We start from the raw sequence: 22,585 nt of genomic DNA, 5'->3' as shown, positions 1-22,585 counted from the left end.
CCCCCGCCTAGCGCAAAGCCCTGCCCCAGGGAACCGCCGTGCACATTTGAGAAAAGAGTTGCTAATTATGAAACAGTGTTCATGATGCCGGAGCATTTCAAGGGGTTTGGCGATGGCGATCGTGACTCGATCAAGAACGTTCTGGCTGGCTGGTGCGGCGATGGCGATATGGGCACCCGCCGCACAGGCGCAAACGGACGCTCCGGTCGCCGCCAGCCAACCACAGGCAAGCAGCGGGGGGAATTTCGACGACGACATCATCGTCACCGCCCAGAAGCGCAGCCAGAATTTGATCGACGTTCCGCAGTCGATAACTGTCGTGTCGAGCGAAGTGCTCGAGCAGCGCCATGCCACCACCTTGCTAGACTATGCGTCGCTCGTTCCCGGTTTCAGCATCCAGCAGCAGAATGCGGGCGAATCGCGCATCATCCTGCGCGGCATCAATACCGGCGGTGCCAGCCCGACCGTTTCCGTCTATATCGACGATACGCCGTTCGGGTCGAGCACCAGTCAGACAAACGCAGCGCATCTGGCGGGCGACATCGACCCCTTCGACGTCGAGCGCATCGAGGTGCTGCGTGGCCCGCAGGGCACGCTGTACGGCGCGAATTCGCTGGGCGGCTTGCTCAAATATGTCACCACTCCGCCCAAGTTCGACCGGCTCTCGCTGCGCGCGCAGGCCGGTGTCGAAACGGTCGATGGCGGCGGCACAGGCTGGTCGGGCAATGGCGTGATCAACGTGCCGCTCAGCGACACGCTGGCGTTCCGCGCGAGCGGTTTTTATCGCCGCACGCCGGGCTATATCGATAGCGTCGGCATTGCTGCCCACGACACCAATTATTCCGACAGCTATGGCGGCCGCGCCTCCTTGCTGTTCAAGCCCAGCGACCGTTTCTCGATCCGATTGACCGCGATCGCGCAGAATATCCGCGCGCATGGCCGCGACACGATCGACGTCGACCCGGCGACGCTGTCGCCGATCACTGCGGATCCCTTTACCGGGGCGACCGGCACCGGGCTGCTTCGCTATCAAACACTGCCCGAGCGCAACAACGTCGATTACCGCCTCTATTCGGGCACGATCGAATATGATTTCGGGCCGGTCGCGCTGACCTCGGTCACCAGCTACGCCACGCTTCGCCAGCACGAGGATATCGACGTAACGCCCCAATTGGGCGACATCAGTCCGTTTTACGGCGCGGCCACTCCCTTCGGCACCGACGAGCCGTCCAATATCAGCCAGAAGAAGTTCGCGCAGGAAATCCGCCTGACTTCGGCGAAGTCGGACACGTTCGAATGGCTGATCGGGGGGTATTATACCCGCGAACCCGGACGGATCTTCCAGCTCTACCGGCCGTTCGATCCGGCCACCGGGGCGCTGCTGCCGGAAGCAGGCACCATTCCGCAGGACCTGCTCGGCCCGGGCGTGCCCGCCGCGCCCTTTCCCTTCGACCATTTCCTGACCGCCAGCCTGGACTCGACCTATAAGGAATATGCCGGGTTCGGGAGTGCGACCTGGCACGTGTCCAGCGCTTTCGATATCACCGGCGGCATCCGGTACAGCCGCAACGAACAGCGCACGTCCCAGAGCCTGGGCGGCGGCTTCGTCGTCGTCCAGGGCGCGGACGGTACGCTGCTCGGAAAGTCGTCCGAGGGGGTGTGGACCTGGTCGGTGTCGCCGCGATACGAGATCAACAAGCGAGTCGCGATCTACGCGCGCATCGCCAAGGGCTATCGGCCGGGCGGCCCCAATGTCGTCCCGCCGGGAGCTCCCGCGGATTATCCGGCGCAGTTCAAGGCCGACACCCTGATCAGCTACGAGGCGGGCGTCCGCGCCGAGACGCAAGACCGGACGTTCGGCATCGACGCTTCCATTTATTATCTCGACTGGAAGAACACGCAGATCGTCACGACCTTCCAGACCTCGATCGGCCCGGTCACCGCCGACGGCAATGGTGAAGGCGCCAAGAGTTACGGCGGCGAGGTCACGCTGACGCTGCGGCCGATCCGGGGCCTGGTCGTGCTTGCGTCGGTCGCCTACAATGACACCGCGCTCAAGGGGAACATCCTGGTCGGCGGCTCGGACGGAGACCAGCTTCCCTACGCACCGCGCTGGAACGCCAGCCTCTCCGCGGACTATGACTGGTCGCTCGGCGGCAAAACGAACGCCTTTGTCGGGGGATCGGTCGCGATGGTCAGTGACCGGCCGGCGGATTTCGACGCCGCCTATCAAGCCACGTTCGGTCACCGCCTGATCCTCGACGGCTATGCCACGGTCGATCTGCGGGCGGGCATCGAAATGAAACCGGTAACCTTGAGTATCTACGCGAAGAATCTCACCAATTCGGGCGGACAGACCTATGCCGGCCCTTATGGTGGGCGTTATGCTGGCCTGATCGACGTCGCGAGAATTCGTCCGCGCACGATAGGCCTTACAGCGGGGGTCGAATTCTGATGCGCACCGGATGGATCGCCAGCCCTACACGCCTGTTCAAGGCCGTGTTGTCGTCACTTCTGCTGGTCGCGGTGCCCATCGCCGCGCAAACGCCAACGCTCAATCCGGCCAGCCCGGCCACGTCGGTGAAAAGCGGCCAGGCGGAAGCGCCTACGCTGGCAACGGCGGCCGGGGCGCCGACCTTGACCAAAGCCGATGTCGACAGCTGGCTCGACGGCTTGATCCCTTACGGACTCGATACCGGCGACATTGCCGGCGCGGTCGTCGTCGTGGTCAAAGACGGCCAGGTACTGACCCAGCGCGGCTTCGGCTACGCCGACATGAAGACGCGCAAGCCGGTCGACCCCGATACCACATTGTTCCGGCCCGGCTCGATCTCCAAGCTCTTCACCTGGACCGCGGTCATGCAGCAGGTCCAGGCGGGCAAGCTCGATCTCGATCGAGACATCAACGATTATCTCGATTTCAAGATTCCGCCGGCTTTCGGCAAGCCGATCACGCTGCGCAACCTGATGACCCACACCGCCGGGTTCGAAGAGACGGCGAAATATCTGATCGCCACCAAGCCGGCCGATAACCGGCCGCTCGATGCCGCGCTCAAGCGGTCGGTGCCGGCGCGGATCTATGCTCCCGGCAGCACGGCGTCCTATTCGAACTATGGCGCGTCGCTTGCCGGCTATATCGTCCAGCGGGTGTCGGGCGAGCCGTTCGAGGCATATGTGCAGCGCCACATCTTCGCCCCGCTCGGCATGGCGCATTCCAGCTTCGTGCAGCCCTTGCCGGCTGGTCTCGGGCCACTGCTCGCGAGCGGCTATGCCCGTGCCTCGGAAGATCCCCAGCCCTATGAGATCATCCCGCTGTCGCCGGCCGGCGCTTTGTCATCGAGCGGCGCGGATATGGCCAAGTTCATGATCGCGCATCTCTCCGCGACCAATCCGCTGCTCGACAAAAAAACCGCGGCGTTGATGTATGCGACCGCCAACACCCCCATCCCCGGCCTGCCGGGCATGGCGCTGGGCTTTTATCACGAGGATCGCAACGGGCTGAACATCATCGGCCATGGCGGCGATACCGACTGGTTCCATTCCGACCTGCATCTCTATCTCGACAAGGGTGTGGGGCTGTATCTGTCGTTCAACAGCGCCGGCAAGGACGGCGCGGCGCATGTGTTGCGCCAGCGCATCTTCGACAGCTTCACCGACCGCTACTTCCCGCAGAAAGCGTCCGCGCTGCCCACTCTTCCCACCGCGGCCGAGCATGGCCGCGCCATGGCCGGCAATTATGTCAGCAGTCGCGGCTCGGTGAACAATTGGCTGCGCATCGCCAATTTGATCGGCCAGCCCGTCGTATCGCTGAACGACGACAACACCATCACCGTTTCCGCGCTGACCGATCCCGCCGGCGTGCCCAAGAAATGGCGCGAGGTGGCGCCGTGGCAATGGCAGGAAGTCGGCGGAACCGATCGCCTGGGCGCGGCGGTCAAGGACGGCAAGGTGACCGCGTTTGCGCCGAGCGAGTTCGCGCCGATCATCCTCTTCTTGCCGGCTCCGACCGGGATGAACGGCAGCTGGATCATGCCGATGTTGCTGGCGGCACTGGCCGTCATGCTGGTCACGGCGCTCAGCTGGCCGATCGTCGCGCTCACTCGCCGCCGCTACGGCTATCGCCCGACGATCGCGAAGCGCCCGCTGATGCTCTACCGCGCGACCCGGCTCACGGCTTGGCTGATGGTGATCGTGGCGGCCGGCTGGATGGCGATGATCGCGGCGCTGAGCAGCGATGTCGGCAATTTCGACGGGCGTCTCGATATCTGGATGCGGTTGCTGCAATTGCTGTCGCTCGGCGCGATCATCGGCACGGCGCTCGCGATCTGGAACGTCCGGGCGGTCGCGACCGGTCCCGAAAGCCGGTGGTTCAGGACCGGCTGGGCGGCGGTCGTGGCGCTGTCCGCGCTGTTCTTGGTCTGGATGATGTTCGACATGCGGACGCTGACGCCGAGCTTGAACTTCTGAGCATGGCATTTGACCGCCGCCACGCGTTGCAAAAGCTCGGTCGCCGTCGGCATATGTTGCGGGTCCGGTAATGGCCACGGGTACGCTGGCCGGCGTGGAACCCGCGGTTCGCCCAAAGGCGCTGTTCGGTCATCCGCCGGGCCTGACCGTGTTGTTCATGACGCAGATGTGGGCCGAGTTCTCCTATTTCGGCCTGCAAGCGCTGCTGGTCTATTACATGACCCAGCATCTCGGCTTCAGCCAGGCGAAGTCGTCGCTGATCTACGGCGCATATGGAGCTGCAGCCTTCTTCAGCCCCTTTTTCGGCGGTATCATCGCAGATCGCTGGCTGGGGCGCACGCGCAGCGTCGTGACCGGCGCCATGCTGATGATGTGCGGCCATTTCGCCATGGCGTTCGAGCCGTTGCTGTTCCCTGCTTTGGCGCTGGTTGCTTTGGGCAACGGTCTCTTCATGCCGCCGCTCGCCGTGCAAGTTGGCGGACTCTATGCCGACGACGATCCGCGCCAGGCCCAGGCGTTCAGCGCTTATTATATGGGAATCAATCTAGGCGGCCTGTTGGCACCCTTGGTGTGCGGCACGCTCGGCGAGCTCTATGGCTGGCATTGGGGTTTCGCCGCAGCGGGAGTCGGGATGTTCGCCGGGCTCGTCATCTATCTCCGCTTCAGGCATCTCTTGCCGGCAGACCCGCCCAGCCGGTCGCAGACCCAAGCCAGCGCGCGGATCGCGCTTACCTTGAAGGATTGGGGCGATTTGCGCATGCTGGTCGCCATCATAGCGGTCGTCGTTCTGTTTCGGATCGGGTACGAGCAAAGCGGCAATGTCATCGCGCTCTGGGTCGAGCATCAGACCGACCGCAGCGTCGATCTGTTCGGACAGCGCCTGGAGATCCCCGCGACCTGGTTTCAGTCGATCAACCCGTTGCTGATCATCGTCCTGACGCCGTTTTTGATGCGCCATTGGTCGAAGCGCGCCGCGCGCAACGGACCGGCGAACCTCTTGGCGCGGATGAGCCTCGGCTGCGCGATCGCCGCTTTGTCGATGGTGGTAATGGTCGTGGCTGCGGCGTTGAACGCCAGGACCGGCCAGCCGGTCGGCGTCGAATGGGTGACCGCCTATTTCGTCCTGCTGACCGTCGGCGAACTGCTCGTCATTCCGGTAGGGCTGACCTTGGTCGGCGCGCTGTCGCCCGTTCAGGTCGCGGCCATGGCGATGGGCGCCTGGTATATCGCGAAGTTCCTGGGCAGCCTGCTGGCTGGCGCCATGGGTGCATATTGGGGCGTCATACCCGCGACGTCGTTCTTTGGACTGGGCGCCTTGTCGGTTCTGATCGCGGCAATCTTCCTGTTTTTTCTGAGCAGGTCGAGACCGATCAGGATCGGATAATCGGCCATGATCCGCCTTGCCCTGCTAGTCCGGCTAGCCAAAACCGAAACGCGGTTCTACACGATCGCTATGACCATGCGCGCGATTCTCGATGCTGCGGCCGGGCGCCTTCGCCCGGACCTCGCACGTGCGCGAACGCGGGATTCCCTGGCACGAATTAGCACCAGCCGGATCGGCTGATCCGGCGCGTCGTCGGCCGGGCGTGATCGACGCCCCGCCGTTCCTGCCAAGTTTCTCGAAAGTCATTCAGCGTGCTTCATGGTCAAACTCGCGCCCAGCGTGCGCCCAAAACCGTTCGTCCGACGCTCGTCCGGCTGCATGTCAGCGGCGACGTCTGCCCCAATCTGCTGCCGCGCCTGCTCGGCCTCGTCGCGCAATTCGACCAGATTCCCTATGGTATCGCGCTCGCCCGGTTTCCGGCCAGCCTCAAGCTCTCGATCGACCTGGGTCGACTGGAGGAAGCGCGCGCGGAAATATTGCTCAATAAGGTGTCCGGTATTCCGACCGTGCGCGGCGCACGGCTGGTGGCGTTGCGGCGCAACTGACCGCTACTTCCAACTCCTCCAATAGGGGCGCGGTTCTGCGTCCCAGCCGTGGGACGAGATCAAAGGGCGGTTAGCGCCAGCCCGCGCCGCGTGCCGCTTCTTCCGCTTTGGCGTCAAGCGGCTCGCCCGCCATCATGTCCTGCGCCGCTGCCATGAGTTCGGGATCGGGCGATCCGGCCTGCGCATAGTCGCCACGCTGTGGCGTCGATCCCTGCTGGGTGCGGCGCAGCGCCCAGCCGGAGGCGTCGCGACAGGCAATGCCGTCGGTGGCGCGCGAGTTGAACACCCGGCAATAGGAACCCTGTTTGTCGCGGAAGCTGACCGCCACCGTCACGGTTCCGTCGGCGCCACCGACCTGATCGTCAAGCGCCGCGGCCAGAGAACCCGAGGCGTACAACCCGCCTGCTCCCGCGGAGACAGGACCATGCGGCACCTTCAAACCGATCATCAGGCCAAGCACCAGGCACGCCGCCAACGCCGCCGCCTCTCGCCATCGCGTCAGGATCGGGCGCGTCCTGGGCACCGGCAAGTCGACGACGCTGCTTTTCAGCAAGTCCGCCAGGCGATCGGGAACCTGTTCGTCGGCAACAGGTGCAAAGCTGTCCGAGATTCGCTTGCGCAGCGCGCGATGCCGTTCGACTTGCTGGGCAAGCGCCGGATCGCCGGCAATCGCGCGCTCGACCCGCTTGGCATTGAGCGGATCGAGCTCGCCATCGGCATAGGCCATCAGCATCTCGGGCTCGATCGTCATGCCGCTTCTCCAAGGTCGACCATCAGCGCCTGGCGGCCGCGCACCAGCCGCGAGGTGAGCGTCCCCATCGGGATATCGAGCACGTCGGCCGCTTCCTTATAGGCAAGGCCCTCAACCAGCACGAGCGCCACCGCCTCTCGCTGCTCATCCGGCAATCGGCGCATCGCCGCCTCGACCTCGCCAAGAGCGACACGCGCTTCGGCCCCGCCATCGCCGCCCACGCCTGCCCCCGCCTCGGCATCGACGAAGGTTTCCGACGCCCTGCCGCGGGCACGAGCGGCATCGATCCAGGCATTGCGCATGATCCGGTACATCCAGCTGTCCAATCTCGTTCCGGGCTGCCACGACTCGCGCGCAAGCAGCGCCTTCTCGATTGCCGCCTGACACAAATCGTCGGCGTCGGCCGCGTCGCGGGCGAGCGCTCGCGCGAACCGCCGCAAGCGCGGCAGCAAGGCGAGCATCTCGTTTTCGAAAGCGGCCAAGCCAATTCCCTTCGTCTGGATGAAACGGATGGCGTCGCCCGTTTAATCCACGCAGAATGATTTTTGCCAGGCGAAAGGATTTGCGTGCTGCGTCCCATCTTCATTGCCCTGATCGTGCTCGCCGGCGCGACAGCGGCGGGCGCGCAGCTCGTGCCCCGGCTGCCGGCTCTGCCGATCGAGGTGCCAGGCCTGCCGGCAGCGCGGGGGCTGGCCGACGACGTACTCCGCGCGCCCTCGAACGCGGCACGCATGCTCGATCAGGCGCGCCGCGCCGCGATCGCGCAACTGGTCCGCGACAATCCCGGCCGCATCGCTCTCGACCCGAATGGCTTTCCGGCGCGTGCCGGGGAAGTCGTCATCGACGATCCAAAAGACGATGTGATCGCGGCGGCAGTCGCCAAGGGCTATCGAGTGATCGAGCGTGGCGACGTCCTGGGCGTGGGGTTCGTTCGCCTTGCGGTTCCCGGCGAGCGGTCTCTCCCATCGGCCATAAAGGAAATTCGTAAGCTCGGAGGCGAGGTTAGCGCGGACCAGCTCCACATGCCGAGCGGAGCCATGGACGGTCACCCTGCTCCAGCTGGAGCCGGCGACGGCACTTTGATCGGCGTGATCGATGGCGGCGTTGCCGGGGCCGCCCGCTCGGTCGGATTCGCTACCGGCGCGCCGCGGGACAATGACCATGCCACCGCCGTCGCATCTTTGATCGGCGGTTCGGGCAATGTGCGCGGCGGCTTGCCGGGCGCGCGCATCGCCTCGGCCGACGTCTATGGCAACGATCCCGCGGGCGGCAACGCAACCGCCATCGCGAAAGCATTGGGCTGGATGGTCCAACAGCGCGTGTCGGTGGTGACGATCAGCTTGGTCGGTCCCGCCAACCCCTTGCTGGCCAAGGTGGCGGCGGCGGCACAGGCGCGTGGACTCGTGATCGTGGCAGCCGTCGGCAACAACGGGCCCGCTGCGCCGCCGGGCTTTCCCGCTTCCTATCCCGGCGTGATCGCGGTGACCGGAGTCGACGGGCGCAACCGTGCGCTGATCGAAGCCGGGCGCGCGAGCCATCTCGACTATGCGGCGCCCGGTGCGGACATGCTGGCGGCAGGCATTTCCGGCCGGGTCTTTCGGGTGCGGGGCACGTCTTTCGCGGCGCCCTTGGTGGCGGCGACGATCGCGCGCTTCTATCCGTCGCCATCGCCAGCCGCCGTGGGCGTCGCACTGAAACGCGTCGACGCGATCGCCCGCGACCTGGGACCGCGCGGCCCCGACAAGATCTTTGGTCGCGGCCTGGTCTGCGGCGATTGCCGAACGCCCGCGAATTAATTTTTCCGAACTGCGGGATTAAAACTGCGCCGGGCTCCGTTCTCCGGACAGAAACAAGGAGAACGGTCATGATGAAGATCCTGTTTGGCGCGGCAACACTCGCGATCGCGGTCGCCGCGACCCCGGCTTCGGCGCAGCTGCTTGGCGGCGGCGGCGGTCTTGGCGGCACCTTGGGCGGAACGCTTGGAGGTACGCTCGGTGGCGCAACCGGGTCGCTCGGCGGTTCGGGCAATGGCTCGCTGGGCGGCATGATCGATCGCATGCCGGTCGATACCGACACCGCGACCACGACGCGCAGCTCGAGCAGGACGCACAAGAGCGTCGACACCCGCAAGGGTAAGGTCAGCGCCTCCAATGCGAGCTCGACCGATACGACCGCCAGCAACAGCAGCCTGATCGGCGGCAACGCGCTGAACGGCAGCGGATCGGCAGCGGGCAGCGCCGGGACGGGCGTGGATGCGCAGTTGGTCGGCACGGACGCCATCCGCGGAACCGCATCGCGCGCGACCGATGCGACACGCAATGCAGCCGACCGGGCCCGGAACGCCACCGGCGCGGCGGCCGGCCGCGCACGCGGTGCAGCCGGCAATCTATCGTCCAGCGCACAGTCGCTCGGCGGCAATGCGTCGGGCAGCGGCAGCGCCGCAGGCTCTGGCACGCTGTCCGGGCTTGGCGGCGCGGCGTCAGGCGCCGGCAATCTCGCCCTGGCCGGTAGCGGTGCGGCGAATGCCGGCGCTTTTCCGGTGAACCCGGGAATGGCCGTTACCGACGCCAAGGGCCGCACGATCGGGACCGTTCAGTCGGTGCGCTCGACCGCGCGCGGCACGGTGCAGAGCGTGCTGGTCCGCGTCGGCAAGAAGACGGCGGACTTGCCGGCCGCGAACTTCTCGGGCTCGGGCAGCGCGCTGGTTTCGGCAATGGGCAAGGGTGACGTCAAGGACGCCGCTCAATAATCGACCGGTACGGGTCGCACCCCGGATAGCACGCGGCCCGCATCCTCGCGGCGCGTCCGGCAGCAAAGCCGGGCGCGCCGTTTCTCTGGTCAGCAGCCCGAAAGGGCGTAGATGCGCCCGGCATTGCCGCCGAACACCGCGTCCCGGGCGCTGGGTGCGATCAGGGCCTGCGCATGCGCGAGCCAGGGCGCGTACTCCTCGGCCAAGGTGAGGACGGGCCAGTCGCTTCCCCAGATCAAGCGGTCGGTGCCGAAGGCGTCGATCACGGTCCCCGCGACCTCGCCAATGCGCGGTGTCATACCGGGTTCGGTGACCAGCCCCGATACTTTACACGCGACATTGGGCCGTTCGGCGATCGCGCGCATTTCGGCTTCCCAGCGGGCGAGATCGCCGACATCGGGTTTGGCGGCATGGTCGATGACGATCGATAGCGCCGGATGCCGCGCGGCGAGACGATGCAATGCGGGCAGGTGTCGCGGACGGATCAGCGCGTCGAGCACAAGGCCGCGTTCGGCCATCGCGATAAGGGCCGCGTCGATCGCGGGATCGTCATACCAATCGTCTGCCAGATCCTGGACCATCGGGCGCAGGCCCTTGAGCTTCGGATGCGACGGCAGCGGGCCGCGCAGGTCGCTCCAGCCGACCACGCCCAACACCAGCGGATCGTCGGCAAGCGACAGCAGCCACTCGGTATCCACGGCAGCCTCCTGGCTCTGGACCAGCACCACGCTGTCGACCCCGTTGGCTGTGGCCAGCGCACGCAACTCGGGCAATTCCACGTCGCGATGGATCGCTTCCAGATCCGGCGGAGGCCAGGCGAAGCCATGCTCGCCGATCCGCCAGAGATGGACATGCGCGTCTATCATGCCGCCTTCAGCACCTTCAGCGCAAAAGCGAGCACGACGAGGAAGCAGCAAGCGGGCACGGCCATGGCGTTGACCATCGACCCGGTGCGATCGGAGACGAAGCCCATTACCGCTGGAAAGACGGCTCCGCCGATGATCGCCATGACCAGCAGCGCGGCCGCCGACTTCGTGCGGGCCCCGAGACCGTCGACCGTCTCTGCAAAGATCGTCGGGTACATGATCGACATGAAGAAGCTCGAGACAATCAGCGCGACGATGCCGATCATGCCGCCCGAGATCGTCGCGACCAGGCACAGCAGCGCACCGGCCACGGCGAAGATGGCGAGCAAAGATGGCGCGCGGACCACACCCATCAGCGCGGAACCGACGAACCGCCCCGCCATGAAAGTGACGAGCGAAATGGTGAGATAACCCGCCGCAACTCGCTCGGGCGTGCCGGGCACGGCCATCTCGGCGTACCGGATGAGGAAGCTCCACACGCCGACCTGCGCGCCGACATAGAAGAATTGGGCCAGGATGCCGAGCAGGACGCGGCGATCGCGGAGCAGGGCGCGGAAATCGTCGAGCGCGCCGACGTCTTCCTCGACGTCGCGCTGGGTCGCGATCGCCGGAAAGGCAGTCAACCGGATCAGCACCGCCCAGGCAAGCACGCCGAGGCCGATCAGCAGATAAGGGACCTGCACCGCGGCGGCTTCGCCCGCGCGCCACTGGGCCAGTACGTCCGGCGCCATCGCGGCGATCTCGGCGGGGCTGTGCGCTACGCCTGACAGAATGAACTGGCTGCCGATGACGATCCCGGTGATCGAGCCGAGCGGATTGAACGCCTGGGCGAGATTGAGCCGTCGCGCCGCGGTTTCCGGCGGCCCGAGCCGCGCGATCAGGGGGTTGGCCGAGGTCTCGAGGAACGAAAGCCCGCTGGCGATGACGAACAACGCAGCGAGGAAGAACGGATAGCTCTGCAGGCTCGCGGCTGGCCAGAACAGCAACGCGCCGGCGCCATAGAAGCAGAGACCGAGCAGCACCGCGGCGCGGTAGCCGTAAGCGCGCATGAACAAGGCGGCCGGAATGGCGAGGCAGAAATACCCGAGATAGAAAGCCGATTGGACGAGTCCGGCCTGCAGGTCGCCCAGAACGAACAGCTTCTTGAAATGGGCGATCAGGATATCGTTGAGATTGTTCGCGATTCCCCACAGGAAGAACAAGGCGACGATCAGCACGAAGGGTAACAGGCGCGCCTTGGGTAACGGCGGTTCGTCGTTCATACCAATCCCCTCTCGTCGATCCGTGGCATCGGCACGACTGCTTCTCTGCGATTATGCAGCTGAGCCTAGAGAATATTTTCTGCTGATAAAGATGTTTTTTACTAGTGAATATCGATAGATGGATCGACGCGGAAGGGCCATCATGCCAAAGACCGCCATGAAGGCGAGGACGTTTACGATGGCTGACGATGAGGATCGCGGCGGGGATTCGCGATATCGCGCACCGGCGCTCGAAAAAGGGCTGGACGTGCTGGAGTTGCTCGCGGCCCAAACCGACCCGATGACGCTGACTGAAATCGTCCACGCGCTCGGCCGATCGCACGGCGAACTGTTCCGTATGGTCCAAGTGCTCGAACAACGCGGTTATATCGAACAGAATCCGGCCGAAGACGGCTATCGCCTGACCGATCGGCTGTTTTCACTCGGCATGCAGCAGCCGCGTACCGCCAACCTGATCGAAATCGCCTTGCCGGTGATGCGTCAGCTTGCGCTCGAGATTGGCCAGTCGTGCCACCTCGCGCTGCATACGCGCGGACAGATGGTGGTCGTGGCGCGGATGGAATCGGGCGAGCAGATCGGTTTTTCGGTCCGTGTCGGCTATCGCCGGCCGCTGATGCAGACGGCATCGGGCATGATCCTCTACGCCCACCAGCCCGCAGACGTTCGCCGCCGGTGGGAGGAGATGTTCGATCCCCCAATCCCCGAAGCCGAGATGACGGCGCTGCGCGCCCGCGCCGACGAAATCGCCGAACGCCATGTCGAACACGCGCCGAGCCATTTCGTCGCCGGGATCACCGACATTTCCGCGCCGGTGATGCGCGGCGGCAGCGCGGCGGCAGCACTGACAGTGCCTTATCTGAAGAAAATCCTGCCATCGGTCTCCGCGCGCGAGACGACAGCGTTGGTGCGCAAGGCGGCGGAAGCGATTTCCGAACAACTCGTCGAGGGCGATAGCCGCGCCTGAGCTGCCGGTCCCACTTCTATCCGACCGTCGCTGGAACCGGCACATCGGCGCGCAGCAAGCCCGCCGCTTTCAAATCGCTCCACAGGCCGTCGGGCACAGGCGCGGCGATATTGGCCATCGTCGCCCGCACCTCGTCGGGACTGGCGAACCCCACGATCACGCTCGCTGCCTGAGGATGGGCAAGAACGAACTGCAACGCGGCGGCGGGCAATGCCACATCGTGTGCGGCGCATATCCCCTCGATCGCACGCGTGCGCTGGCGGATCGCCTCCGGCACGCCTGCATAATCGTAATGCGCAGCGGGTGCGTCCGCCCCCAGCGCGAGGATTCCCGAATTGTACACGCCGGCCAGAACCAGCGCGGTTCCGGTGGCGGCACAGCGCGGGAAAAGGTCGTCGACCGGGCTTTGCTCGAGCAAGGTGTAGCGGCCGGCGAGCAGGATGATATCGAGCGACACGTGTTCCATCAGTTCGAGGCACACCGCCGTCTCGTTGACGCCAACCCCGATCGCCGACACCACTCCCTGGTCGCGGAGTTCCTCGAGCGCCGCGAAGCCGCCCTTGTCCAACAATTCGCCCATCCGGGCGTCGTGCTCCGCACCGTGGACGCGGCGCCCGATGTCATGGACATAGAGGATATCGACGCGATCGCGGCCCAGCCGTTTCAAGCTGGCCTCGTGCGACCGCAGGATGCCGTCGCGCGAATAGTCATAGACGGGTGCGAGGGCGGGCGCGTCGACGAAACCGTGGCGCTCGCGTTCTGCGGACCCGGCCAGCGGCTCCAATACCCGGCCTACCTTGGTCGAGACGACGACATCGCGGTTGCCGGCGATCGCCTGGCCCAAACGCGTCTCCGCCAGCCCGAAGCCGTAATAAGGGGCGGTATCGGCATAAAGCAGCCCGGCCCCGATGGCGGCGGCGATGGTCGCCTCGGCCGTCTCGTCATCGACCGCCCGATAGAGATTGCCGAGCGGGGCAGTGCCGAAGCCGATCGGGGGCAATGTCAGTCCGGTCATTGCGCGTCCAGGTCGAAGATCTGCGTCATCCGCACCCATTTTTCTCCGGCGGGCGCGAATGGCAGCGGTCGCTGGAAACGCCACATCAGACTTTCCCAACGGTCGATCTCGGGCGGCGCTGGAACCGGTCGCGGATAGTCGGCCGCCGCTTCGACAATCATCATCAGGCGGTCGCCCGCGCGCCAGATCTCCATATGCTCGGCGCCCTGCGCTCGGATATGCGCGACCACTTCCGGCCAAGCGGATCCGGGCGCATGGCGCGCCTCATATTCAGCGATGAGTCCCGCGTCGTCGATCAGGTCGAGCACGTAGCAAAAGCGCCGGGAGGTCGCCGCGGACATCTCGGGTGGATCGGCATTTTCCACGTCACTCTCCCTATCGGCCGCTTCCGCGTCGGCTTGCGCTTACGTGCAGTAAAGCGCACTTGCACCGACGACAATCAACACATATGAAAATAAACTACACCAGCGAAATACCAATCGGCAATATCGGGGCAGAACGCGCACGCCATGACTAGCATCGTCAAGCTTCGCGTGCTCGACATCCGCTTCCCGACCTCGGCGCGGCTCGACGGTTCGGATGCGATGAACCCGGACCCCGATTATTCGGCCGCTTATTGCATCCTCGAAACCGACCAGCCCGATCTCACCGGCCACGGCCTGACGTTCACGATCGGCCGCGGCAACGATATCTGCTGCGCCGCGATCGAGGCGCTAGCGCCTTTGGTCGAGGGCCTCGACCTCGACTGGATCCGGGCCGACGGCGCACGCTTCTGGCGACACGTGACGGGCGACAGCCAGCTCCGCTGGATCGGGCCGGAAAAGGGCGTGATCCATCTCGCGACCGGCGCCGTGGTCAATGCAATATGGGATCTACTAGCGAAACAGGCCGGCAAGCCCTTGTGGCGGCTGATCGGCGAGATGAGCCCCCAGGAGATCGTCGGGCTGATCGATTTCCGCTACATCACCGACTGCATCACGCCCGAGGAAGCCGTAGCGCTGCTTACCGAGCGCGCGGCAGGAAAGGCGGCACGGGTCGCCGACCTCGAGGCAAACGGCTACCCCTGCTACACGACGTCCGCTGGCTGGCTGGGTTATTCGGACGACAAATTGGTCCGGCTCTGCCACGAAGCGGTCGCTGCGGGATTCAATCACGTCAAGCTAAAGGTCGGGCGCTCGCTGGAGGATGACATCCGCCGGCTGACCCTGGCGCGCGAGGCGATCGGACCGGATCGTCAGTTAATGATCGACGCCAATCAGGTGTGGGAAGTCGAGGAGGCGGTCGCGCATGTCCGCCGGCTCGCTTTCGCCAAGCCCTGGTTCATCGAAGAACCGACCAGCCCCGACGATGTCGAGGGGCACCGGCGCATTCGCGAAGGGGTCGCGCCGATCGGCGTGGCGACCGGAGAAATGTGCCAGAATCGCATCCTGTTCAAACAATTCATCATGCGCGGCGCGATCGACGTCGTGCAGATCGACGCGTGCCGGCTGGGCGGCGTCAACGAAGTGCTGGCAGTGCTGCTGATGGCGGCGAAATACGATCTGCCGGTCTGTCCGCATGCCGGCGGCGTGGGGCTGTGCGAATATGTCCAGCATCTGGCGATGATCGATTATCTCTGCTTCGCCGGCACGAAAGACGGCCGCGTCGCCGAATATGTCGACCACCTCCACAAGCATTTCGTCGCCCCGACCGTGGTGGAGGGCGGCGCCTATCGCGTGCCCGAGGCACCGGGCTATTCGATCGAGATGAAGCCCGAAACGCTCGCCGCATTCGCCTTTCGCAAGCCCGCGGGACCTGATCAGCCCGCCGGATCGCCGTAGAAGATGCCTCGGCCGTCGGTTCCCAGATAGACGCGGCCGCGGCGGCGCGGATCGCCCGAAATGACACGGAAGCGCCCTCCCCAACGGTGCTGCGCATCGTCGATCCGCGACCAGCGCGCACCGCCGTCCGGCGACCGCCAGATCGCGCCTTTCGCAACCGCGTAGATCGCCGGATGTGCAGCATCGGGACCGAGGCCAAGACCGAATAGCGAGATGTCGAGGCCCGGCGCGACGCGCGCGAAATGCTGGCCAGCATCGCGACTGCGATAGAGCGCGGGCCCGCAGAGCAGGAAAAGGTCGCCCGACGCGAAGGGTGACGCCACCAGAGCGGGCTGGCTTTCGCGATTGGACGGCCGTGCAAGCGCGAGATCGGGACAAAGTCCGCTCGCTGCCACCGCTGCGAAATGCTCGCCGCCGTCATTGCTGGCGAGCAGCCGCCGCGCGTCGGGATCGATCGCCCAGGCGCGGCGCGGATCGACCTTGTCGGCGACGATGCGGAGCTTGCCGGGCAAGCCCATGATCGTCCTCCAGCTGCGCCCGCGATCGTCGGTGAGCATCGGCTGCTCCGCTCCGACGAAGAAACGCCTGCCGTCCGCCGACACCGTGATAGGCGCCCTGCCCTGCCCCTCTAGCGAGTGGCCCTCGCTCCACAGGGGCGTGCGCAGCTCATGCCAGCTGGCGCCGCCATCATCAGACCAACCGAGGCCGGCCTCGATCTCCTGCCCATCATGGACATTGCCGCTGCGCACCAGCACGAGCCCGGCCCGGCCGGCATAGTCGAGCGTGTTGGTATTGGTGTTGCGCGGCGACAGGAACATGCCCGGCGGCGAGCGCCCGAGATCGCGGTGCACGAACCCGCCCAGATCGCCGAAACCGGACACCAAAGGCGCGCCGGCGGTCGGGCTGGTCAGGGTGATGATCGCCGTCTGCTCCACACCTTTGGTCCAGGGCGTCCAGAGCAACGCAGGCTTGGGCGCATCGTTGGTGACATAGACGGTGTCGCCGGTCGTATAGGCCAGCCGTCCGGGATCGAACGGGTCGAGCGCCAGCCCGGCGATCCAATGTCCGAGGGCGGCCTCCGGGCGGCCCCAGTTGAGGAACGGCGTCGCGCTTGTGTCACGCCGGCTGCGCGGACCAAGGTCGGTCCAGTGCCGCCCGCCATCGGCGGTACGCCACAAAGTGTCGCCGGGCTTCCAGCGGTTGAAGGTCGATGCATAGGCGACGCCGTCGCTCGCGGGATCGGCGGCAATGCCGATATAGCCTCCCGGCGGTGCCCCGGGGCTGCGGTCGGGGGTGATGTCATGGAACGCGCCGGAGCGCTCCAGAGCCCAAATCGCGCCGCGCGTCACGCCGCTCGGCCCGATGCCGTCGGCCCAGGTGACGTAGAGACGACCGGCGCCGTCAAGCGCGGCCTTGACCGGCACTAGGCCCTCGGGGCCGCCCGTAAGCCGCGTCCAATGCGCGCCGTCGTCGTTCGACTGGAGCAATCCGGCCTCACCGGCATCCGCGATCCCGGCGAATATGCGGGGCGACGCCGGGTCGAACAGCACGAACGCGATGCCGGGATGGGTCGTCCTCGGCGCGGCGGGACCGGCGCCGGCATAAGGAAAGGCGGTATCGCGCCGCCAATGCCCGCCGGCATCGTCGCTCCGCCACAATCCGTCGTGGCGCGAGCCGAACAACAGCGAGCGCGGGTGACGCGGATCGACCGCGAGCCGTTCGCCGAGACCGCGCCCCGGCTCGTTGCCGCCCATGCGGAACGGCACCGGCACGACCGTCCAATGCGCGCCGCGATCGTCGGAACGCAGGATGGCCGCGGGATCGCGCGTATACATGCCGACCGCGGCATAGACGCGATCGGCGTCGACCGGGTCTGGGGCGATGCTCTCGACGCCGAAGAAGCTGCCCTGCGCGAAACCGTCCATCAGCGGTACCCAGACGCCGGCGCGATCCTCCCAACGATAGGCGCCGCCCATGTCGGTACGCAAATAGGCAAGCCCGCGCTTCACCGGACTGAACACGATCCCCGGCGCAAAGCCCCCTCCCCCGACGGTCACGTTGGTCCAGCGATAGGGCGCCGGCGCCGGGCCGCGGGCCGCGGCTGGCGTCAGCGAGGCAAACGCCAGCACGGCGCCGAGGACGATCGATCGCAATGCCATGGTTCAATCCGTGATGCGCATCGTCAGCGCAAGGGTTTCGCCGGGATCGAGCGTGTCGATCGAGAAACCCTGGTTGAGCGCGTCGGGCAGGTGCGACACCGGCTCGACGCACAGGAAGCTCTCGCTCGGCGGCGCGTAGAGATGAACGGCCCGCGCGCCGATCGCGCTGATCCGGATGATGCCGCCCGCGCCGTCGATTACGGCCTGACCTGTCCACCCATCAAAGCTGTTGTCGATCAGTCGATCGGGAAAGTCCGCACCCGCGCTCCAGTCGCCGAACGCGTCGGCCGCGACCGCGTGGGTCGGGATCATCGTCTCGTCGCTTTCCCACATCCGCTCCACCGCCATCGTCAGCCGGGTCGAGGCGTCGCGCGGGAGATAGGGGTGCAGGCCAAGGCCCGCGGGCATCGCGCGATCACCCTCATTCGCGAGCGCCAGGCTGATCGTCAGGCCATCATCGTCCAGTGCCAGGCGCTGCTCGGCGCGGAAGGGCCAAGGCCACCCGTCGCCGCCGTCGTGCCGCAAGTCCATAGCCGCGTCGGCAGCCCCCTCCATGCGCATCGTCCAGCGCGACTGCCAGCCGATGCCGTGCAGGCTATGCGGGTGATCGCCGAAATTGAGCGGCAGAAGATGCGCTTCGCCGGCGAAGGAGAAGCGCCCATGCGCGATGCGGTTGGCATAAGGGACGAGCGGGAAGCAGCCGGTCTCGAGCGGATCGTCGACACCGTCCGGCGCGCGCCGCAGCACGTCGCGGCCATCGCGCGTCAGATAGGCGATCGCGCCGCCCAATTCCGGGAGCAGTCCCGCCTCCCAAGGTCCAGCGCGCAGCGCCATCGGCGTGCGCACTCTAATTCTTGGGCGCGGGCAGGCGGACGATGTGGCGTTCGCCGGCGAAATTCACGGTAATGACCACGATGCGGTCGCCGCGCAGCTTGAGCTTGTCGCTCACGACTTGCCCGCCCTCGACCGCGCCCGGCTTCACTTCGGCTTGCTTGAGCAGCACTTCGTCAAGCTTGGCGACATCGACTTTCGCCGGCGCTGCCCGGGACCGATCGAGCGTATCCTGGGGTACGCCGCCGGCCGACACCCCACCCATGCCACCGGTGTAGCCGGTTGTGTCGAGCTGGCCGGCGCCGTTGGTCGACAGGGTGGGCGCGGCATAGCCGGACGAGGCGGTGCTGCTGCCAACGACCGGCGCGGCGGCCCCGGCCTCGGCGAGCAATCTGTCGCGCGGAAGGAGCGCGATAGCGGTGCCGTCGGCCGCAGCGAGCGCAATGTTTTCCGGCCCGAACGGAGCGCTCGCTTTACTGCGATTGACCGCCACGACATGGAGCACGAGGCGGCCTTTGGCCAAGGTGGTCTCGGCGACCACATGGACGTCGCCGATTCTACCGGCGGATACGATGTCGGTTCCGGGCTTGCCATCGACCGGCGCGACGTCCTGCGCGGCGGCAGGGACGGTTATTGCCAGCAGCGCCGCGAGGGGAAGTGCGATCCTCATCTCCAGTCTCCTTTCACGCCTGGCCCGCCGGTATCCGGCAATGGCGGTCGATATGCGCGGCCTGCGACGGCATCTGCGTCACGGTGTCGGCGATCACCTTGCGCATCGCCGCGAGCACGCGTTGTGCGTCGTTTTCCGGCACCGCAAGCGTCATCGGGTCGTAGGCGCGCGGCGTGACGCCTTGCCCGATCAGCACGGCAAGCCAGCTCGGCGCCTCGAACAGGTCCTTGCCACGATCGATAAACCGCCCGGTGCGTTCGAACGCGTCAATCTTTGCGGCGAGCGTGTCGGGAATCTCCATCGCGCGGCACATCCGCCAGAAATCCGAATCGTCGCGCTCGACGCGGTTGTAGTGAAGCACCAGGAAGTCGCGCACGCTCTCATATTCGGCACCGACCTGTCGGTTATATTCGGCGCGACTGACGGGATCGAAACCGCGATCGGGAAACCAGGCGAGCAATTTGGTGATGCCGGTCTGGATCATATGGATGCTGGTCGATTCGAGCGGCTCGAGAAAGCCCGAGGCGAGCCCTAGCGATACGCAATTGCCGACCCAGGTGTTGCGACGGCGGCCGGTGGTGAAGCGCAACGGGCGCGGATCGCCGGTGGCGGCGGCGCCGAGATCCTTGATCAGAACACGCGCGGCTTCTTCGTCGGAAATGAAGTCGCTGCAATAGACATGGCCATTACCGGTGCGGTGCTGCAGCGGAATGCGCCATTGCCATCCGGCGCTGCGCGCGGTCGAACGGGTGAAGGGCGGCAGATCGGCCAGCCGTTCGCTCGGCAGGGCCAGCGCGCGGTTGCACGGCAACCAGTGGCTCCAATCCTCATAGGGCTCGCCGAGCGCTTGGCCAATCAAGAGTCCGCGGAAGCCGGTGCAGTCGATGAACAGCTCGCCCGCGACCTCACGTCCGTCGTCGAGCGTCAACCGCTCGATGAGCCCACTTTCAGGCCCGATCCGGACGTCGCCGATCTTGCCTTCGATCCGCGTGACCCCGCGCGCCTCGGCATAGCGCCGCAGGAAGCGCGCGTAGAGCGAAGCGTCAAAATGATAGGCATAGGAAAAGGTCGAGAAGACGCCGGGAGATCCCGGTGGCCGGTCAAATTTCCCCGCCAAGGCCGCCTGCTCGGTCAGCGAGAAAGCCGAAAGCGGCGTCTCGCTTCCCGCGGCGCGGCAGCGCAGCCATTGCTGGTGGAACGGGGTCATGCCGAAATCGTCGCCGAACCGGCCGAACGGGTGGAAGTAACGATGCCCCAGCCGTGTCCAGTCGACGAATTCGATCGCCAGCTTGAACGTGCCGCCGGTCGCGAGGACGAACTCGTTCTCGTCGATCCCGAGCATGCCATTGAACAGGCGGATCGGCGGGATCGTCGCCTCGCCGACCCCAACGGTACCGATCTCCTCGGACTCGACCAACGTGATGGTGCAATCGCTCGCGCCCATCGCAAGCGACAGTGCGGCCGCCGCCATCCAACCCGCGGTGCCGCCACCGGCGATGACGATCGAGCGGATCGGACCGGGCGTGTCGCTCATGCCGCCTGCGCCGCGCAGCAACTAGCGATGAACGCGCGCTGCTCGGGCATACGCTCGGCGGCGCGCGCGATCGCGTTCGCGCGCTGGTTCATGCCGCCGCGCAGATGCTCGAGCGGCAGCCGGTCGACCAGCGGATCGTAGCGGCGCGGGAGCATGTTGTTGCCCAGGAAGATCGCCACCCAACTGGGTTCCTGGTACGATTCCTCGGAGAACAAGGCGACCCGGCCACAGCTTTCGAACACCGCGATCTTATAGGCGAGCGTGTCTGGGATCGGCATCGTCGCGCAGTGCCGCCAGAATGGCTCGGGCCGCCGGGTCGGGCAGTAATGCAGGATCAGGAAGTCGCGGATCCGCTCCCACTCGGCCTGAGTGACCCGGTTATATTCCTCGATCATCACCGGGTCGAACCGGCGATCCGGAATCAGCTCGATCACGCGCGCGAGCGCGGTCTGGATCAGCTGGATGCTGGTCGATTCGAGCGGTTCCATGAACCCCGCCGCCAGCCCGACCGCGACGACATTCTTTTCCCAGAAGCGCTGGCGATGCCCGGTCTTGAACTTCAGCAGGCGCGGTTCGCCCAAGGCCGGCGCGTCGAGCCCGTCGAGCAGCGTCGTCGCCGCCTCGTCGTCCGACATGAAATCGCTGCAATAGACGTGGCCGTTGCCGGTCCGATGCTGCAGCGGGATACGCCACTGCCAACCCGCGGTCTTGGCGGTCGACCGCGTGAAGGGCGTAAGGTGCTCGACGGATTCGGATCCGACCGCGACCGCGCGGTCGCACGGCAACAGGCTCGACCAGTCGCGAAAGCCGACGCCGAGCGCCTTGTCGATCAGCAACCCGACGAAGCCCGAGCAATCGATGAAGAAATCGCCTTCGATCGTCTCCCCGTCGGCCATCGTCACGCTCTTCACGAAACCGGTCTCGGGATCGAGATTTACGCCGGTGATGCGACCCTCGCGGCGGCGCACGCCACGAGCTTCCGAATGAGCGCGCAGGAAGCGGGCGTAGAGAGTAGCATCGAAATGATAGGCGTGCTTGAAGAACGCGTCTTCGGCCGGCAGCGTTTCAGCCGGGGCGAAACGCCCCCGCCGGGCGGCGGCCCAAGGCATCGACCAATCCTCGATCGGTCGCGGGTCGCCCAGGCGATGAAGCTTGAGCCAGTGATGGTGCGGCGAGATCCCCTCGATCGTGTCGCCGTAATCGCCAAAACCGTTGAAATGCGAATTGCCGACTTCGCCCCAGTCGCGGAAATCCACGCCGAGCTTGAACGTGCCGTTGGTGGCTGCGACGAAATCGCGCTCGTCAATCCCCAACAGCCCGTTGAAATGGGTCATCAGGGGCACCGTGCCCTCGCCCACGCCGACGATTCCGATCTCGTCGGATTCGATCAGCAAGATCTCGCAGGCAGGCGGGGGAAGAAAGTGGCCGAGGATCGCGGCAGCCATCCACCCCGCGGAACCTCCGCCGACGATGACGATCTTCCTGAGCGCCGCTTCATTCATGTCGTTCTGCCGCCGGCCGATGAATGTTCATCGGCGAAGAACGAGGTTCCCGCAAGGTGCGGGAAC

At 65.9% G+C, this 22,585-nt stretch carries 19 protein-coding genes; 8 read left to right on the top strand and 11 right to left on the bottom strand.

Features of this window, described 5'->3' with window-relative positions; all coding sequences use genetic code 11:
- Window positions 1–112: 112 nt before the first annotated feature.
- The 4 genes from Q0L25_RS11885 to Q0L25_RS11870 all read left to right on the top strand — a co-directional run bounded on the left by Q0L25_RS11885 (window position 113) and on the right by Q0L25_RS11870 (window position 6,396).
- A complete protein-coding gene (locus tag Q0L25_RS11885) occupies window positions 113–2,455 on the top strand; it encodes a TonB-dependent receptor (protein WP_296614486.1) in 2,343 nt (780 codons plus the stop codon).
- Window positions 2,455–4,467, top strand: coding sequence for a serine hydrolase (locus tag Q0L25_RS11880; protein ID WP_296614484.1), 2,013 nt, complete (start codon window positions 2,455–2,457; stop codon window positions 4,465–4,467). Before Q0L25_RS11885 ends, Q0L25_RS11880 begins: the two co-directional genes overlap by 1 nt.
- 70 nt (window positions 4,468–4,537) lie before the next feature.
- Window positions 4,538–5,851: a peptide MFS transporter gene (locus Q0L25_RS11875; RefSeq protein ID WP_296614482.1), complete on the top strand. Its 1,314-nt coding sequence runs from the start codon at window positions 4,538–4,540 to the stop codon at window positions 5,849–5,851.
- 251 nt (window positions 5,852–6,102) lie between these two features.
- Entirely contained in the window at window positions 6,103–6,396 is a 294-nt protein-coding gene (locus Q0L25_RS11870) for a hypothetical protein (protein WP_296614480.1), read from the top strand.
- Window positions 6,397–6,466: 70 nt separating this feature from the next.
- Here Q0L25_RS11870 and Q0L25_RS11865 read toward each other — a convergent pair whose 3' ends face one another.
- Both Q0L25_RS11865 and Q0L25_RS11860 read right to left on the bottom strand, forming a co-directional pair.
- Window positions 6,467–7,147 carry an anti-sigma factor gene (locus tag Q0L25_RS11865; RefSeq protein ID WP_296614479.1) on the bottom strand — a complete coding sequence of 227 codons (681 nt, stop codon included), beginning with the start codon at window positions 7,145–7,147 and terminating at the stop codon, window positions 6,467–6,469.
- Complete coding sequence (locus Q0L25_RS11860; protein WP_296615692.1) at window positions 7,144–7,608, bottom strand: sigma-70 family RNA polymerase sigma factor; 465 nt, start codon at window positions 7,606–7,608, stop codon at window positions 7,144–7,146. The genes Q0L25_RS11865 and Q0L25_RS11860 overlap by 4 nt, the downstream gene beginning before the upstream one ends.
- 105 nt (window positions 7,609–7,713) lie before the next feature.
- Between Q0L25_RS11860 and Q0L25_RS11855 the strand changes: the two genes are divergently transcribed.
- Complete coding sequence (locus Q0L25_RS11855) at window positions 7,714–8,943, top strand: S8 family serine peptidase (protein ID WP_296614478.1); 1,230 nt, start codon at window positions 7,714–7,716, stop codon at window positions 8,941–8,943.
- A gap of 68 nt (window positions 8,944–9,011) precedes the next feature.
- Window positions 9,012–9,896, top strand: coding sequence for a hypothetical protein (locus tag Q0L25_RS11850; protein ID WP_296614476.1), 885 nt, complete (start codon window positions 9,012–9,014; stop codon window positions 9,894–9,896).
- A gap of 89 nt (window positions 9,897–9,985) precedes the next feature.
- On the opposite strand, the gene Q0L25_RS11845 is transcribed toward Q0L25_RS11850, so the two are convergent.
- Both Q0L25_RS11845 and fucP read right to left on the bottom strand, forming a co-directional pair.
- Window positions 9,986–10,762 (bottom strand): amidohydrolase, encoded by a 777-nt coding sequence (locus tag Q0L25_RS11845; protein ID WP_296614475.1) that lies wholly within the window; start codon window positions 10,760–10,762, stop codon window positions 9,986–9,988.
- Window positions 10,759–12,024, bottom strand: coding sequence for an L-fucose:H+ symporter permease (fucP, locus tag Q0L25_RS11840; RefSeq protein ID WP_296614473.1), 1,266 nt, complete (start codon window positions 12,022–12,024; stop codon window positions 10,759–10,761). Before fucP ends, Q0L25_RS11845 begins: the two co-directional genes overlap by 4 nt.
- 178 nt (window positions 12,025–12,202) lie before the next feature.
- On the opposite strand from fucP, the gene Q0L25_RS11835 reads away from it, so the two are divergent.
- Entirely contained in the window at window positions 12,203–12,988 is a 786-nt protein-coding gene (locus Q0L25_RS11835) for an IclR family transcriptional regulator (RefSeq protein ID WP_296614471.1), read from the top strand.
- Between the two features lie 16 nt (window positions 12,989–13,004).
- On the opposite strand, the gene Q0L25_RS11830 is transcribed toward Q0L25_RS11835, so the two are convergent.
- Window positions 13,005–14,003 (bottom strand): aldo/keto reductase, encoded by a 999-nt coding sequence (locus Q0L25_RS11830; protein WP_296614470.1) that lies wholly within the window; start codon window positions 14,001–14,003, stop codon window positions 13,005–13,007.
- Window positions 14,000–14,368, bottom strand: a complete 369-nt coding sequence (locus Q0L25_RS11825; RefSeq protein ID WP_296614468.1) for an L-rhamnose mutarotase — start codon at window positions 14,366–14,368, stop codon at window positions 14,000–14,002. The genes Q0L25_RS11830 and Q0L25_RS11825 overlap by 4 nt, the downstream gene beginning before the upstream one ends.
- 144 nt (window positions 14,369–14,512) lie before the next feature.
- On the opposite strand from Q0L25_RS11825, the gene Q0L25_RS11820 reads away from it, so the two are divergent.
- Window positions 14,513–15,823 carry an L-fuconate dehydratase gene (locus tag Q0L25_RS11820; protein WP_296614467.1) on the top strand — a complete coding sequence of 437 codons (1,311 nt, stop codon included), beginning with the start codon at window positions 14,513–14,515 and terminating at the stop codon, window positions 15,821–15,823.
- On the opposite strand, the gene Q0L25_RS11815 is transcribed toward Q0L25_RS11820, so the two are convergent.
- From Q0L25_RS11815 to Q0L25_RS11795, 5 genes are read right to left on the bottom strand one after another with little or no spacing between them, the layout of a single operon-like run.
- Window positions 15,802–17,982: a hypothetical protein gene (locus Q0L25_RS11815; RefSeq protein ID WP_296614463.1), complete on the bottom strand. Its 2,181-nt coding sequence runs from the start codon at window positions 17,980–17,982 to the stop codon at window positions 15,802–15,804. The genes Q0L25_RS11820 and Q0L25_RS11815 overlap by 22 nt on opposite strands.
- Window positions 17,983–17,985: 3 nt before the next feature.
- Window positions 17,986–18,828 carry an aldose 1-epimerase gene (locus tag Q0L25_RS11810; RefSeq protein ID WP_296614461.1) on the bottom strand — a complete coding sequence of 281 codons (843 nt, stop codon included), beginning with the start codon at window positions 18,826–18,828 and terminating at the stop codon, window positions 17,986–17,988.
- 1 nt (window position 18,829) lies between these two features.
- On the bottom strand, window positions 18,830–19,483 hold the full coding sequence (locus tag Q0L25_RS11805) for a hypothetical protein (RefSeq protein WP_296614460.1): 654 nt from the start codon (window positions 19,481–19,483) through the stop codon (window positions 18,830–18,832).
- 13 nt (window positions 19,484–19,496) lie between these two features.
- Window positions 19,497–21,017 carry a tryptophan halogenase family protein gene (locus tag Q0L25_RS11800; protein WP_296614458.1) on the bottom strand — a complete coding sequence of 507 codons (1,521 nt, stop codon included), beginning with the start codon at window positions 21,015–21,017 and terminating at the stop codon, window positions 19,497–19,499.
- Window positions 21,014–22,519 carry a tryptophan halogenase family protein gene (locus Q0L25_RS11795; RefSeq protein WP_296614456.1) on the bottom strand — a complete coding sequence of 502 codons (1,506 nt, stop codon included), beginning with the start codon at window positions 22,517–22,519 and terminating at the stop codon, window positions 21,014–21,016. Before Q0L25_RS11795 ends, Q0L25_RS11800 begins: the two co-directional genes overlap by 4 nt.
- Window positions 22,520–22,585 lie beyond the last annotated feature (66 nt).

This window comes from Sphingomonas sp. (genome assembly GCF_024508665.1).
In the GTDB taxonomy this organism is placed as follows: domain Bacteria; phylum Pseudomonadota; class Alphaproteobacteria; order Sphingomonadales; family Sphingomonadaceae; genus Sphingomonas.
Note: the sequence above shows the minus strand (reverse complement) of the source record. Positions and strands in the feature narration are given on the sequence as shown.

Excerpts from the sequence above, each read along its gene's own strand:
- Q0L25_RS11845 (WP_296614475.1), bottom strand. The coding sequence starts at position 10,762 with ATGATAGACGCGCATGTCCATCTCTGGCGGATCGGCGAGCATGGCTTC.
- Q0L25_RS11875 (WP_296614482.1), top strand. The coding sequence starts at position 4,538 with ATGGCCACGGGTACGCTGGCCGGCGTGGAACCCGCGGTTCGCCCAAAG.
- Q0L25_RS11835 (WP_296614471.1), top strand. The coding sequence starts at position 12,203 with ATGGCTGACGATGAGGATCGCGGCGGGGATTCGCGATATCGCGCACCG.
- Q0L25_RS11800 (WP_296614458.1), bottom strand. The coding sequence starts at position 21,017 with ATGAGCGACACGCCCGGTCCGATCCGCTCGATCGTCATCGCCGGTGGC.
- Q0L25_RS11865 (WP_296614479.1), bottom strand. The coding sequence starts at position 7,147 with ATGACGATCGAGCCCGAGATGCTGATGGCCTATGCCGATGGCGAGCTC.
- Q0L25_RS11850 (WP_296614476.1), top strand. The coding sequence starts at position 9,012 with ATGATGAAGATCCTGTTTGGCGCGGCAACACTCGCGATCGCGGTCGCC.
- fucP (WP_296614473.1), bottom strand. The coding sequence starts at position 12,024 with ATGAACGACGAACCGCCGTTACCCAAGGCGCGCCTGTTACCCTTCGTG.
- Q0L25_RS11860 (WP_296615692.1), bottom strand. The coding sequence starts at position 7,608 with ATGCTCGCCTTGCTGCCGCGCTTGCGGCGGTTCGCGCGAGCGCTCGCC.
- Q0L25_RS11880 (WP_296614484.1), top strand. The coding sequence starts at position 2,455 with ATGCGCACCGGATGGATCGCCAGCCCTACACGCCTGTTCAAGGCCGTG.
- Q0L25_RS11805 (WP_296614460.1), bottom strand. The coding sequence starts at position 19,483 with ATGAGGATCGCACTTCCCCTCGCGGCGCTGCTGGCAATAACCGTCCCT.
- Q0L25_RS11830 (WP_296614470.1), bottom strand. The coding sequence starts at position 14,003 with ATGACCGGACTGACATTGCCCCCGATCGGCTTCGGCACTGCCCCGCTC.
- Q0L25_RS11795 (WP_296614456.1), bottom strand. The coding sequence starts at position 22,519 with ATGAATGAAGCGGCGCTCAGGAAGATCGTCATCGTCGGCGGAGGTTCC.
- Q0L25_RS11885 (WP_296614486.1), top strand. The coding sequence starts at position 113 with ATGGCGATCGTGACTCGATCAAGAACGTTCTGGCTGGCTGGTGCGGCG.
- Q0L25_RS11820 (WP_296614467.1), top strand. The coding sequence starts at position 14,513 with ATGACTAGCATCGTCAAGCTTCGCGTGCTCGACATCCGCTTCCCGACC.
- Q0L25_RS11815 (WP_296614463.1), bottom strand. The coding sequence starts at position 17,982 with ATGGCATTGCGATCGATCGTCCTCGGCGCCGTGCTGGCGTTTGCCTCG.